The organism is Roseateles sp. DAIF2 (assembly GCF_015624425.1).
Classification (GTDB): domain Bacteria; phylum Pseudomonadota; class Gammaproteobacteria; order Burkholderiales; family Burkholderiaceae_C; genus Kinneretia.
On the sequence record NZ_CP049919.1, the window covers coordinates 1,223,245 to 1,235,805 of the forward strand.

At 70.2% G+C, this 12,561-nt stretch carries 12 protein-coding genes; 4 read left to right on the plus strand and 8 right to left on the minus strand.

Features of this window, described 5'->3' with window-relative positions; all coding sequences use genetic code 11:
- The first annotated feature begins 10 nt into the window (after positions 1 to 10).
- Positions 11 to 424 (plus strand): cupin domain-containing protein, encoded by a 414-nt coding sequence (locus G8A07_RS05730; protein ID WP_195796122.1) that lies wholly within the window; start codon positions 11 to 13, stop codon positions 422 to 424.
- Between the two features lie 7 nt (positions 425 to 431).
- Here the strand turns inward: G8A07_RS05730 and G8A07_RS05735 are convergent, their stop codons facing one another.
- The 7 genes from G8A07_RS05735 to G8A07_RS05765 all read right to left on the minus strand — a co-directional run bounded on the left by G8A07_RS05735 (position 432) and on the right by G8A07_RS05765 (position 8,611).
- Entirely contained in the window at positions 432 to 2,039 is a 1,608-nt protein-coding gene (locus G8A07_RS05735) for a methyl-accepting chemotaxis protein (RefSeq protein ID WP_371816431.1), read from the minus strand.
- Between the two features lie 270 nt (positions 2,040 to 2,309).
- The gene (locus G8A07_RS05740; protein WP_195796124.1) at positions 2,310 to 2,645 is read right to left on the minus strand and encodes an energy transducer TonB; all 336 of its coding nucleotides are present in this window, start codon (positions 2,643 to 2,645) and stop codon (positions 2,310 to 2,312) included.
- A gap of 55 nt (positions 2,646 to 2,700) precedes the next feature.
- Positions 2,701 to 4,257 carry a methyl-accepting chemotaxis protein gene (locus G8A07_RS05745; protein WP_195796125.1) on the minus strand — a complete coding sequence of 519 codons (1,557 nt, stop codon included), beginning with the start codon at positions 4,255 to 4,257 and terminating at the stop codon, positions 2,701 to 2,703.
- Positions 4,258 to 4,498: 241 nt separating this feature from the next.
- The gene (locus G8A07_RS05750) at positions 4,499 to 5,761 is read right to left on the minus strand and encodes a cytochrome c (protein ID WP_195796126.1); all 1,263 of its coding nucleotides are present in this window, start codon (positions 5,759 to 5,761) and stop codon (positions 4,499 to 4,501) included.
- On the minus strand, positions 5,758 to 6,456 hold the full coding sequence (locus tag G8A07_RS05755) for a c-type cytochrome (RefSeq protein WP_195796127.1): 699 nt from the start codon (positions 6,454 to 6,456) through the stop codon (positions 5,758 to 5,760). Before G8A07_RS05755 ends, G8A07_RS05750 begins: the two co-directional genes overlap by 4 nt.
- Positions 6,457 to 6,500: 44 nt before the next feature.
- The gene (locus G8A07_RS05760) at positions 6,501 to 7,925 is read right to left on the minus strand and encodes a PLP-dependent aminotransferase family protein (protein WP_195796128.1); all 1,425 of its coding nucleotides are present in this window, start codon (positions 7,923 to 7,925) and stop codon (positions 6,501 to 6,503) included.
- On the minus strand, positions 7,922 to 8,611 hold the full coding sequence (locus G8A07_RS05765) for a YggS family pyridoxal phosphate-dependent enzyme (RefSeq protein WP_195796129.1): 690 nt from the start codon (positions 8,609 to 8,611) through the stop codon (positions 7,922 to 7,924). Before G8A07_RS05765 ends, G8A07_RS05760 begins: the two co-directional genes overlap by 4 nt.
- Positions 8,612 to 8,638: 27 nt before the next feature.
- Here G8A07_RS05765 and G8A07_RS05770 point away from each other — a divergent pair, with 27 nt between their 5' ends.
- The 3 genes from G8A07_RS05770 to G8A07_RS05780 all read left to right on the plus strand — a co-directional run bounded on the left by G8A07_RS05770 (position 8,639) and on the right by G8A07_RS05780 (position 11,879).
- Positions 8,639 to 9,682 (plus strand): type IV pilus twitching motility protein PilT, encoded by a 1,044-nt coding sequence (locus tag G8A07_RS05770; RefSeq protein ID WP_195796130.1) that lies wholly within the window; start codon positions 8,639 to 8,641, stop codon positions 9,680 to 9,682.
- Positions 9,683 to 9,829: 147 nt separating this feature from the next.
- On the plus strand, positions 9,830 to 10,966 hold the full coding sequence (locus G8A07_RS05775) for a PilT/PilU family type 4a pilus ATPase (protein ID WP_195796131.1): 1,137 nt from the start codon (positions 9,830 to 9,832) through the stop codon (positions 10,964 to 10,966).
- A 10-nt stretch (positions 10,967 to 10,976) separates the two neighbouring features.
- Positions 10,977 to 11,879 carry an NAD(P)-dependent oxidoreductase gene (locus G8A07_RS05780; protein ID WP_195796132.1) on the plus strand — a complete coding sequence of 301 codons (903 nt, stop codon included), beginning with the start codon at positions 10,977 to 10,979 and terminating at the stop codon, positions 11,877 to 11,879.
- Positions 11,880 to 11,922: 43 nt separating this feature from the next.
- Here G8A07_RS05780 and G8A07_RS05785 read toward each other — a convergent pair whose 3' ends face one another.
- Entirely contained in the window at positions 11,923 to 12,549 is a 627-nt protein-coding gene (locus G8A07_RS05785) for a BON domain-containing protein (RefSeq protein ID WP_195796133.1), read from the minus strand.
- Positions 12,550 to 12,561: the final 12 nt, after the last annotated feature.

Consider the following 12,561-nt stretch of genomic DNA (forward strand, 5'->3'; position numbering starts at 1 on the left):
GAGCCCTCACATGCAAGAGTCGAACTCATTCCCTCTCTGGTCGCGGCGCCTCCTGGCCGGGCTGGCGCTGGCCGGCGCCACCGGGCTGCTGCTCGCGCAGGCGCCCGGCCTGACGCGCCAGCTGGTGGGCCGCGCCGAAGTCTCGGCGCCGGGGCGCGAGGCGGTGGTCGCGCGGGTCGAGGTGGCGCCTGGCGCCAAGGCCGGCCGCCACACCCATCCGGGCGACGAGATCAGTTATGTGCTGGAGGGCGAGGCGACCCTGCTGATCGACGGCCAGGCGCCGCGCACCGTCAAGGCCGGCGAGAGCTTCGTGATCCCGGCCGGCGTCGTGCACGACGCCCACAACGACACCGCGGCGCCGATCAAGCTGGTCGGCGTCTATGTGGTCGAGAAGGGCAAGCCGCTGGCGACGCCCGTGCCCTGAGCCCTGCTCAGGCCCGCGCCAGCTTGGCGGCGCGGCGCAGCGCCACCGCATCGGGCGGGGCCTCGCCGGCCTGGCCCTGCAGGCGGAACACGCTGACCGAGTTGGCCACCTCCTGGGCCTTCTCGTTCAGCCCCAGCGCGGCGGCCGAGACCTGTTCGACCAGGGCGGCGTTCTGCTGCGTCAGGCTGTCGAGCTGGGCCACCGAGGCATTGATCTGGTCCATGCCCTGCATCTGCTCGTTCATGCCCTGGCTGATGCGGGTGATCAGGCCATGCACCTCCTCCACCGCGTGCTGCACCTCGCCCATCGCGCGGCTGGCGTTCTGCACCTGGTTGCCGCCCTCGGCGACGCGCTCGCTGGAGGCCTGGATCAGCCCCCGCACCTCCTTGGCGGCTTCGGAGGTGCGCTGCGCCAGGGTGCGCACCTCGGCCGCGACGACCGCGAAGCCGCGGCCCTGCTCGCCGGCGCGCGCGGCTTCCACCGCGGCGTTCAGCGCCAGGATATTGGTCTGGAAGGCGATGCTGTCGACCACCTGGATGATGTCGGCGATGCGCGCCGAGGCCTCGCTGATGTTCTGCATGGTCGTGGCCACCGCGGCCACCGCGGAGGCGCTGCGCTGGCTGACCTGGCGCGCCGCGTCGGCCTGGCCGGCGGCGGTGGCGGCCATGTCGGTGCTGGCATGCACGGTGCTGGTGATCTGCTCCATCGAGGAGGCGGTCTGCTGCAGATTGCTGGCCTGGGTCTCGGTGCGGCCCGACAGGTCCTGATTCCCGGCCGAGATCGCCTGCGAGCCCTGGCGCACCTGCATCACGCCGATGCGGGCATCGCGCACGATCGACATCAGGTTGACGTTCAGCTGCGCCAGCGCCGCGGTGGCGCGGCCGATCTCGTCGCGTCGCGTGCTCTTGATGTGCTGGGTCAGGTCGCCGGCCGCGATGCGGTTGGCGAAGCGCACCAGCGATTCGATCGGCGCGATCGCGGTGCCGCGCAGATACCAACCGCCCAGCAGGGCCAGCAGCGCGATGCCCAGCGCGCCCCCGCCGATCGCCCAGCCGCCGCTGTCCGCCAGGCCATGGCCCAGCCACAGGCCGGAGAGCCCCGCGAGCAGCACGGTCAGGCTCATGCGCGCGCCCAGGCTCAGGCGCAGCGCGTCGCGCACGCGCCCGCCCAGCGAGATGTCGACCAGCTGGCCCTGGCGCAGCCGCATCGAGCCGCCGTCGCCCTGCTGGCGCATGCGGGCGTACAGGGCCTCGGCGGCCTGCACCTCGTGGCGCTCGGGCTCGGTGCGCACCGACATGAAGCCGTTGGGCTGGCCGCGTTCGTCCAGCAGCGGCGTCACATTGGCCTGCACCCAGTAGAAGTCGCCGTCCTTGCGGCGGTTCTTCACCATCGCCGACCAGGGCTGGCCGCTCTGGATGGTCTCCCACATGTCGCGGAAGGCTTCGGGCGGCATGTCCGGATGCCGGATCATGTTGTGGGGCTGGCCCAGCAGTTCGGCGCGCTCATAGCCGCTGACCGAGATGAAGGCGCTGTTGCAGTAGAGGATGCGCCCCTGGAGGTCGGTGGTGGAAACCAGCGTCTCGCCGCGTGGGAACGGGAATTCGCGCTGGGTCACGGGCCCATTGTTTCGCATGAGGACACCCCCTGTTGCCAAGCCGCATCGCGGCGAAAGCCTGTCCGGCGGCGCACGGGAACTTTTTGCTTCCCTTTTGTGCGCATAGCGAGCATAGCGGCGCGACGGGGGCGCCGCCAACAAATTTTGTTGCAGAAAAACGAAGCCCGCCGGAGGGCGGGCTTGGGGCTCGGAGCTCAGTCACGCCGCTTGCGGGCGGCTTGGCCTTCACATGGCGTCGCCGAGCCTGCGGGGGCTCGGCTCGGTCCATGTTCAGTCCTCGTTGCGGAACACCAGCTTGACCTCGTGGGTCTGCTTCTCGCCGCTGGCCTCGAAGCGCCAGTCCATCAGCGCGCGGGTGACGGCGCGGTCGAACACGCGGCGCGGCTCGGCTTCGACGATGCTGACCTCGGTGACCTTGCCCTCGCCGTCGATCGACATCTTGGCCTTGACCACGCCGCTGCTGATCGATTGCTGGGCGGCCTCGCGCGGGAACTCGGGCGGGACCTTCTTGATGACCTTGGGCGTCGAGGCCTGGGCGGCGAAGGTGGCGGCCAGCGCGGTGGCGGCCAGGATCTTGCCCAGGGTGGAAAGGGGATGCTGCTTCATGCGGAACCTCGTGAGTGCGATGAATGGGGAAGAAGAAGGAAGGGCGGTTGCTAGCTCAGGCCGCGCTCGGCGCGGCGCGGAAGAAGCCGACCGCGTCCAGCAGGCGCGAGGAGCTCTGCTTGAGTTCGTCGGTCGAGCGGCTCAGCTCGTCGACCAGGGTGGTGTTCTGCTGCGTGGTCTGGTCCAGCTCGCTCATCGCGCTGTTGACCACGCCGACGCCGGCGGCCTGTTCCTGGGCCGAATGCGAGATCTCCTCGATCAACTGGCCCATGTTGTTGACCTCGTCGACCACCGAGCGGATGGTCGCGCCGGCGTTGTTGACCAGCTCGGTGCCGGCCTCGACCTTGACGGACGACTCCTGGATCAGCACCTTGATCTCCTTGGCGGCCTGGGCGCTGCGCGAGGCCAGCGCGCGCACCTCGGAGGCGACCACCGCGAAGCCCTTGCCATGCTCGCCGGCGCGTGCGGCCTCGACCGCGGCGTTCAGCGCCAGGATGTTGGTCTGGAAAGCGATGCCGTCGATCACGCCGATGATGTCGCCGATCTTCTTCGAGCTCTGGCTGATCGCTTCCATCGTCGTCACGACCTCGGTCACCACCGCGCCGCCGGCCGAGGCCGACTGGCGCGCCTTGCTGGCGATGCCGGCGGCCTTGCGGGTCAGCTGGCTGGCGCCGTTCAGATTCGAGGCGATCTGCTCGACGGAGGCGGCGGTGTTCTGCAGGCTCGCGGCGGAGCGCGCGGTGCGGTCCGACAGGTCCTGGTTGTTGCCGGCGATCAGGCCGGAGTTGTGCGCCACCTCGCCGGCGGCCGAGCTGACGCTCTGCACCACGCCGGACAGCGCCAGCTGCATGTCGCGCATCGCGGCGAGCATCTGCGACAGCTCGTCGCTGCCCTCGACCTCGATGCGCTGGGTCAGGTCGCCGGCGGCGATCGCCTGCGCGGCGGACTGGGCCTTGCGCGCCGGCAGCACGATCGAGCGGGCGATCGTGAAGCCGCCGCCGCCGCCGATCGCGACGGCCGCGATCACCATCACCGCGGTCACCAGCATCGAGTTGCGGGCCAGCTCGCCGCCGGAGACGGCCAGGGTGCGGGCGTTCTCGAACTGCAGATCCACCAGGCCCTTCAGGCCGTTCTGGTAGGCCTGCTGAGCCGGGCGCACGTCGGTGATCAGGCTCTCGCGCGATTCGTCCGGGTTGCCGGCCTCGGCCACCTTGCGGAACTTGGCGACCGCGGCCATGAACTTGGTCTCGGTCTCGCGCACCTGGGCGATCAGCTCCTTCTCCTTGGCGTCGTTGCCGGCGCCCAGGCTGGAGAGCTGCTTCTCGGTGTCGGCGATGGCCTCGTCGATCGCGGCGTTCTGGCGCTTGATCTGGCGTGCCTCGTCGAGCAGGATCAGGTCGCGCGCGGCGCGGGCGATCACGTTGACATTGCCCTCCAGCGCGTTCGCTGCGGCAATCTTCACCAGGCTGGTGTTGGCGGTGCTGTCCAGGTCATGGGCCAGGCGGCTGGCGTTCTGGGCGCCGAAAGCGCCGATCGCAATCAGCAGCAGCAGGAGCAGGGCGTAGCTGACGAACAGGCGTTGGCTGATGCGCAGCTGTGACAGAAGCTTCATCTGAAGATCCCTCGGTTCGATCAAATCAAAGATGTTTTTCTTGCGCCCAGCGGTACGGGGCGTGCCCGCACTATCGGTGGGAATGCACTCCGCTTGAGGGGGTGTGATTCAGGCCCGCGTAAGCCACGTGATAAAGATCGCAGTTACAAGCCGAAACCAAGGGTTTATCCGGGTCCATGCAAAAGGCCCGCCGTCGCCCTCGAGGGCGGCCGGCGGGCCTGGGGTCAGGTCTTGCCTCGGGTTACTTGTGCTGCAGCACGTCGAGCGGACGGATGTCGCCGGCCTTGTTGCCCCAGCTGTTGCGCAGATGGCTGGCCACCGCGGCGATCTCGTGGTCGCTCAGCACGCCGGCGAAGGGCGGCATGCCGAAGGGGCGCGGGTTGCCGGCGGTGGCCGGCGCGAAGCCGCCGCGCAGCATGATGCGCAGCACATTGGCGCCGCTGTCCATCGTCACCGCACGGTTGCCGGCCAGCGCCGGATAGATGCCCGGCACGCCCTCGCCCTGCGCGCCATGGCAGCTGGCGCAATGCTGCTCGTAGAGCTTGGCGCCCAGCTCGCGCAGGCCCGGCTCGGGGCGCGGCGGTTTGGCGCGCGCGTGGGCCTGCAGCGGCAGGCCGCGCAGATAGCTGCTCATCGCGTCCAGGTCGGCATCGCTCAGGTGCTGGGTGCTGCCCAGCACCACCTCGGCCATCGGGCCGAGCGCGGTCGCATGCTCGTTGCGGCCGCTGCGCAGCCATTGGCGCAGCGCCTCGGGGCTCCAGCGCGCGACGCTGGCCTCGGCGGTGTCATGCAGCGAGGGCGCATACCAGCCCAGGCCCTCGAGCAAGCCGCCGCTGAAGTCGGCCGGCCCGCCGTTGGCGCCCAGGCCGTTGCGCGGCGCATGGCAGGCGCTGCAATGGCCCAGGCCCTGCACCAGATAGGCGCCGCGGTTCCAGACCTCGCCGCGGCCGGGGTCGGGTCTGAACACCTCGGGCCGGAAGTACAGCGCGCGCCAGACGGCCAGCGCGGCCTGGGTGTTGTAGGGGAAGCGCAGCTCCGACTCGCGCCGCGGCTGCGCCACCGGCGCCAGGCTCTGCAGATAGGCGAACAGCGCGTCGCTGTCGGCGCGGGTCACCAGCGCGTAATTGGTGTAGGGGAAGGCCGGGCTGAGCAGCCGGCCGTCGCGCCCGCGTCCGTTGTGCAGCGCGCGCCAGAAGTCGTCGGCATCCCAGGCGCCCAGGCCGGTCTCGGCATGCGGGGTCAGGTTGGGCGCGAACACCGCGCCGAAGGGCGTCGGCACCGCGCGGCCGCCGGCGTAGGCTTGGCCGCCGCGGGTGGTGTGGCAGCCCATGCAGTTGCCGGCGCGCGCCAGGTAGGCGCCGCGCTCGACCAGGGCCGGCGTGGCGCGGAAGGCATCGGCGCCCGCCGGTTGCTCGTCCAGGCGGTTCAGGCCGTAGATCGCCGCGGCGCCGGCCGCGCCGAGCAGCAACAGGGCGGCCGCGACCCAGCGGCGGGCGCGGCTCATCGCAGGCCTCCGCATTGCAGCGGCAGCGGCGCGGCATGTGTCGCTGCCGGCTTGGGATCGGGCGGTAGCGGTCGCGCGGCCAGCCATTGGGAGACCGCGTTGATCTCCTCGGGGTTCAGGCGCTTGGCGATGCCGGCCATGCAGTCCGGCGCCACCGCGTGGCGCTGGCCGCTGCGCCAGGCGCCGAGCTGGCCGTTCAGATAATCGCGCGGCAGGCCCAGCAGGCCGGGGATGAAGGGCGCGACGCCGGTCAGCTTCTCGCCATGGCAGGCCACGCAGGCCGGGATGCCGCGCGCCTTGTCGCCCTGCAGCGCCAGCGCCTCGCCGCGCGCCAGGGCGGTGGGCTCCACCGTGGGGCGCTGCGGCGGCGCATAGGGCAGATCCAGGCCGGCGAAATAGCCGGCCAGCTCAAGCAGATAGGCGTCGGAAAGCGGCGCGATCAGCTCGCTCATCAGGCCGTAGTCGCGCCGGCCGTCGCGGAAGTTCAGCAGCTGCTTGTACAGATAGCCCTGCGGCTTGCCGGCCAGGCGCGGGTAATAGCCGTCGGCCGCGGCACGTCCCTCCTTGCCATGGCAGGGCAGGCAGGCCTGGGCGCGCTGCGCCAGGCTGTCCTCGACACGCGGCGCGGCCGCGGGGGCGCCGCCGAGCAGGCTCAGCAGCAGGAGCAGGGGGATCTGGCGGGGCGAGGGCAACATGGGGCCCATGTTGCCCTGGTGCGGGCCGTGGCAAAAGGAGCAGATCAGGGGCGCTGCGACCGGATCAGTTCGCCCAGCCGCGCCAGCGCCCGCTCCAGCGGCGGGGTCCAGGGCTGGCCGCAGTTCAGGCGCAGGCAGCGCCGGAAGTCGCCGCGGGCCGAGAACATCGGCCCCGGCGCCAGGCTGATGCCCTCGGCCAGCGCGGCCGCATGCAGGGCCAGGCTGTCGTGGCCCTCGGGCAGCTCGACCCAGAGGAAGTAGCCGCCGCTGGGCCGGGTCACCCGGGTGTCGGGCGGGAAATGGCGTTCGATCGCGGCCAGCATTGCGCGCTGCTGCGTGGCCAGCGCGCGGCGCAGCGCGCGCAGATGACGGTCGTATTCGCCGCCTTGCAGATACTGGGCCAGCGCGGCCTGGGCGGGCCAGGAGCCCGACAGGCTCAGGCTCAGCTTGGCGCGCAGCAGGGCCGGCGCATAGCGGCCCGCCGCGACCCAGCCGACCCGGTAGCCGGGCGCCAGGCTCTTCGAGAAGGAGCCGCAATGCAGCACCGCGCCGCGCGTCTCGAAGGCCTTTGCCGGCAGCGGCGCCGGGCCCTCGTGCTGCAGCTCGGCATAGACATCGTCCTCGATCAGGGCGATGTCGTGCCGCTCCAGCAGCGCCACCAGCGCGCGCTTCTTGTCCGACGGCATCAGGCCGCCGAGCGGGTTCTGGAAGCTGGTCATCAGCCAGCAGGCCTTCGGGCGATGGCGCTCGATCAGGGTGGCCAGGGCCTCCAGGTCGGCGCCCTCGGCCGGGTCGGTCGGCAGCTCGATCGCGCGCAGGCCCAGGCGCTCCAGCGCCTGCAGCGCGGCATAGAAGCCGGGCGACTCGATCAGCACCGCGTCGCCGGGGCGGGTCAGCAGCTGCAGCGCCAGGTTCAGCCCCTCCAGCGCGCCGTTGCACAGCACGATCTCCTCGGGATCGATGGCCAGCCCGAGGCGCAGATAGCGCCGCGCGATCTGGTGGCGCAGCTCATCGTCGCCGCCAGGCAGCTGGCTGGTCAGCTGGGCCGGGCTCATGTGGCGGCTGCCGCTGCTTAAAGCGCGGCGCAGCTTCTCCAGCGGGAACAGCGCCGGGCTCGGAAAGGCGGAGCCGAAGGGCGCATGGATCTCATGGCCGCCGGTGCCCAGCAGCTGGAACACCAGCTCGCTGACCGCCACCGCCTGCGGCTCGCCGCTGGGCTCGGCGCGGGTGGGCAACGGCGCCGGTTTGGGCGCGACGAAATAGCCGGAGCGCTCGGCCGCGCGGATCAGGCCGCGCGACTCCAGCAGGTAATAGGCCTGGAACACGGTGGCGGCGCTGCAGCCGCGGCTGGCGCGGGTCTGGCGCACCGAGGGCAGGCGGTCGCCGGGCCGCAGCGCGCCGCTGCCGATCAGGCCGGCGATCTCGTCGGCCAGCTGGCGGTAGCGCGGTGCGGCGGCGTCCTGCTTCACCGCTGGCCGAAGATCGCGGTGCCGACCCGCACCATGGTTGCGCCCTCGGCGATCGCCGCCTCCAGGTCCGCGCTCATGCCCATCGACAGGGTGTCCAGGGCCAGGTCTTGCGTGGTGTTCAGCTCGGCCAGCAGGCGCGCCAGCGCGCGGTGCGGCGCGCGCTGGGCCTCGAAGTCGCCGGTCGGCTCGGGGATGGCCATCAGGCCGCGCAGCCGCAGCCGCGGCAGCGCCGCCACCGCGCGGGCCAGGGCCGGCAGTTCGGCGACCGCGCAGCCGCTCTTGCTGGCCTCGCCGCTGATATTGACCTGCAGGCAGACCGAGAGCGGCGGCAGCCCCTGCGGGCGCTGGGCCGACAGGCGCTCGGCGATCTTCAGCCGGTCCACGCTGTGCACCCAGTCGAAGGCCTCGGCCACCGCGCGGGTCTTGTTGCTCTGCAGCGGGCCGATCAGGTGCCATTCGAGCTGGCTGCGCAGATCGGCCAGCTGCGCGATCTTGTCCAACCCCTCCTGCACATAGTTCTCGCCGAAGCGCCGCTCGCCGGCGGCGAAGGCCGCGCGCACCGCGTCGCCCGGAAATGTCTTGCTGACCGTCAGCAGCGTGACGCTTTGCACGGGTCGATCGGCGGCCGTGCAAGCAGTTGTGAGGCGCTGGTGCAGCTGTTGTAAGTTGTCAGAGATCGTCGCCATAATGGCCCACGCTATACCTTCCGTCCCATGGATATCACCCAACTGCTGGCATTCTCGGTCAAGAACAAGGCCTCCGACCTGCACCTCTCCGCCGGGCTGCCGCCGATGATCCGGGTGCATGGCGACGTGCGGCGCATCAATGTCGAACCGCTCGAGCACCGCCATGTGCACGACATGGTGTACGACATCATGAACGACTCGCAGCGCAAGGCCTACGAAGAGACCCTGGAGTGCGACTTCTCGTTCGAGATCCAGGGCCTGGCGCGCTTTCGCGTCAATGCCTTCAACCAGAACCGCGGCGCCGGCGCGGTGTTCCGCACGATTCCGTCCAAGATCCTGACCCTGGAGCAGCTCAACGCGCCCAAGGTCTTCGCCGAGCTGGCCCTGAAGCCGCGCGGCCTGGTGCTGGTGACCGGCCCGACCGGCTCGGGCAAGTCGACCACCCTGGCCGGCATGGTCAACCACCTGAACGAAAACGAGTACGGCCATATCCTCACGATCGAGGACCCGATCGAGTTCGTGCATGAATCGAAGAAGAGCCTGATCAACCAGCGCGAGGTCGGCCCGCACACCCTGAGCTTCGCCAACGCGCTGCGCTCGGCGCTGCGCGAGGATCCGGACGCGGTGCTGGTCGGCGAAATGCGCGACCTGGAGACGATCCGCCTGGCGCTGACCGCGGCCGAGACCGGCCACCTGGTGTTCGGCACCCTGCACACCTCCAGCGCCGCCAAGACGGTGGACCGCATCGTCGACGTGTTCCCCGCGGCAGAGAAGGAGATGGTGCGCGCGATGGTGTCGGAATCGCTGGTCGCGGTGATCTCGCAGAGCCTGTGCAAGCTCAAGGACGGCACCGGCCGCGTCGCGGCGCACGAGATCATGCTGGGCACCTCGGCGATCCGCAACCTCATCCGCGAGAACAAGGTGGCGCAGATGTACTCGGCGATCCAGACCGGCAACAGCCAGGGCATGCAGACCCTGGACCAGAACCTGACCGACCTGGTCCGCCGCAACATCATCTCGCCGGCCGAGGCCCGCGCCAAGGCGAAGTTTCCGGAGAACTTTCCGGGCTGATGGTGAGCCCCCGGCCCGGCGGGTACGCCGGGCCACCCCCGAGGGGGTGCAATCCGATGCGGGCATGGGCCCTTATCGGATTGCAGCGCGGGCCGGCTTGTGGCGGCCCGGCGCTCGGCCCGTAAAAGACGCAGATTGGGAACGTGTATGGAACGCGATCAGGCCTCGAAATTCATCAATGATCTGCTGCGCCTGATGATCTCGCGCCGCGGCTCGGACCTGTTCCTGACCGCGGACTTCCCGCCGGCGATCAAGGTCGACGGCAAGGTCACCAAGGTCTCGCCGCAGCCGCTGACCGGCAGCCACACCCTGCAGCTGGCGCGTTCGATCATGAACGACAAGCAGGCCGCCGAGTTCGAGCGCAGCAAGGAGTGCAATTTCGCGATCTCGCCGGCCGGTGTCGGGCGCTTCCGCGCCAATGCCTTCCTGCAGCAGGGCCAGGTCGGCCTGGTGCTGCGCACGATTCCCGCCACCCTGCCCAGCATCGCCCAGCTGGATCTGCCGCCGATCCTGAACGATGTGGTGCAGGCCAAGCGCGGGCTGGTGATCGTGGTCGGCGCCACCGGCTCGGGCAAGAGCACGACCCTGGCGGCGATGATCGACCATCGCAACGAGACCACCCACGGCCACATCATCACGATCGAGGATCCGATCGAGTTCGTGCATCCGCACAAGAACTGCATCGTGACCCAGCGCGAGGTCGGCATCGACACCGACAACTGGGAGGCGGCGCTGAAGAACACGCTGCGCCAGGCGCCGGACGTGATCCTGATGGGCGAGATCCGCGACCGCGAGACCATGGAGCATGCGGTGGCCTTCGCCGAGACCGGCCACCTCTGCATGGCGACCCTGCATGCCAACAGCGCCAACCAGGCGCTGGACCGCATCATCAACTTCTTCCCCGAGGAGCGCCGCGCCCAGCTGCTGATGGACCTGTCGCTGAACCTGCGCTCCCTGGTCAGCCAGCGCCTGCTGCCGCGCCAGGAGGGCAAGGGCCGCATCGCCGCGGTGGAGATCCTGCTGAACACGCCGCTGATCTCGGACATGATCTTCAAGGGCGAGGTCGGCGAGATCAAGGAAGTGATGAAGCGATCGCGCGAGCAGGGCATGCAGACCTTCGACCAGGCCTTGTTCGACCTCTACGAGAACGGCAAGGTCAACTACGAGGACGCGCTGCGCAATGCCGACTCGGTCAACGACCTGCGCCTGCAGATCAAGCTCAACAGCGAGCGCGCGCGCCAGGGCGATTTGTCCTCGGGCACCGAGCATCTGACGATCGTCTAAAGTCGGGTGCATGAATGCACCCACCTCCCGCACCTACGACTCCATCGCGCCGCGTCAGGTGGCGTTCCTCGGTCTTGGCGTCATGGGCCATCCGATGGCCGGCCATCTGGCCCGCGCCGGCCACCGCGTGACGGTCTACAACCGTACCGCCTCCAAGGCCGAGGCCTGGGCCAGGGAATATGGCGGCGCTTTCGCCGCGACGCCGGCGGCCGCGGTGGCCGGTGCGGACATCGTGTTCGCCTGCGTCGGCAATGACGACGACCTGCGCAGCGTGGTGCTGGGAGACGACGGCGCCTTCGCCGGCATGCGGGCCGGCGCGGTCTTCGTCGACCACACGACGGCCTCGGCCGAGGTGGCGCGCGAGCTGTATGCCGAGGCGCTCAAGCGCGGCCTGCAGTTCATCGACGCGCCGGTCTCGGGCGGCCAGGCCGGTGCGGTGAACGGCGCGCTGACCGTGATGTGCGGCGGCGACGCGGCACCCTTCGAGGCGATCAAGCCGGTGGCGCTGGCCTTCTCGAAGGCGGTGACCCGGGTGGGCGAGAGCGGCGCCGGTCAGCTGGCCAAGATGGTCAATCAGATCTGCATCGCCGGCCTGGTGCAGGGCCTGTCCGAGGCGGTGGCCTTCGGCCAGAAGGCGGGCCTGGACATGAAGCAGGTGCTGGACGTGATCGGCAAGGGCGCGGCCCAGAGCTGGCAGATGGACAACCGCGGCAAGACCATGGTGGACGACCAGTTCAACTTCGGCTTCGCGGTCGACTGGATGCGCAAGGACCTGGGCCTGGTCTTGGACGAGGCGCGTCGCAACGGCGCCAAGCTGCCGGTGACGGCCCTGGTGGACCAGTTCTACGGCGACGTGCAGACCCTGGGCGGCGGGCGCTGGGACACGTCGAGCCTGATCAAGCGGCTGAAGTAAGAGCAGGCCGGCCCGCCCCTGCGAGGGGGCGGGCCGGCGCGCATCACTTGCCGGCCGGTGCTTGGGGGGTGATGCGGGCGAGTTCTTCCTCGCTGATGATCTCCATCGCGCGCACCACCTTCTGCACGCCGCCGACGCCGCGGGCGATCTCGCTGGCGCGGGTAGCCTCGCGTTCGGTGACGCGGCCCATGATGAAGACCGTGCCGCGCTCCACCACCACATAGAAGGCATTGGAGATCAGGTCGCGCGCATCGACCAGGCTGGCCTTGACCTTGCTCGCGATCAGCACATCGTTGGAGCGGCTGGTCAGCGAGCTGTTGCCGGAGACGACGATCTCGTTGAGCACGCGGCTGACGTTGTCGATCTGGGCCACCACGCGTTCGGCCGCGGCGCGGTCGCCCTCGCTGGGCGCCTCGCCGGTCAGCAGCACCATGCGGTTGTAGCTGTTGACCGAGATATGGGCGCGGTCGCCGATCTGCTCGCGCAGGCGGGTCGAGGCCTTCAGCTCGATGCCCTGGTCCTCGATCTGCGTGCCCGAGGTGCGGCGGTCGGTGGTCATCAGCGCGGTGCCGACCATCGCGCCGCCGACCAGCAGCGGCGCGCAGGCGCTCGTCAGCAGGGCGGCGCTCAGGGCGCCGAGCAGGGCGGCGCGGCGCGCCAGGGGCTTCATCGGTGAGGTCCT

Excerpts from the sequence above, each read along its gene's own strand:
- G8A07_RS05730 (WP_195796122.1), top strand. The coding sequence starts at position 11 with ATGCAAGAGTCGAACTCATTCCCTCTCTGGTCGCGGCGCCTCCTGGCC.
- G8A07_RS05740 (WP_195796124.1), bottom strand. The coding sequence starts at position 2,645 with ATGAAGCAGCATCCCCTTTCCACCCTGGGCAAGATCCTGGCCGCCACC.
- G8A07_RS05745 (WP_195796125.1), bottom strand. The coding sequence starts at position 4,257 with ATGAAGCTTCTGTCACAGCTGCGCATCAGCCAACGCCTGTTCGTCAGC.
- G8A07_RS05750 (WP_195796126.1), bottom strand. The coding sequence starts at position 5,761 with ATGAGCCGCGCCCGCCGCTGGGTCGCGGCCGCCCTGTTGCTGCTCGGC.
- G8A07_RS05755 (WP_195796127.1), bottom strand. The coding sequence starts at position 6,456 with ATGTTGCCCTCGCCCCGCCAGATCCCCCTGCTCCTGCTGCTGAGCCTG.
- G8A07_RS05765 (WP_195796129.1), bottom strand. The coding sequence starts at position 8,611 with ATGGCGACGATCTCTGACAACTTACAACAGCTGCACCAGCGCCTCACA.
- G8A07_RS05770 (WP_195796130.1), top strand. The coding sequence starts at position 8,639 with ATGGATATCACCCAACTGCTGGCATTCTCGGTCAAGAACAAGGCCTCC.
- G8A07_RS05775 (WP_195796131.1), top strand. The coding sequence starts at position 9,830 with ATGGAACGCGATCAGGCCTCGAAATTCATCAATGATCTGCTGCGCCTG.
- G8A07_RS05780 (WP_195796132.1), top strand. The coding sequence starts at position 10,977 with ATGAATGCACCCACCTCCCGCACCTACGACTCCATCGCGCCGCGTCAG.
- G8A07_RS05785 (WP_195796133.1), bottom strand. The coding sequence starts at position 12,549 with ATGAAGCCCCTGGCGCGCCGCGCCGCCCTGCTCGGCGCCCTGAGCGCC.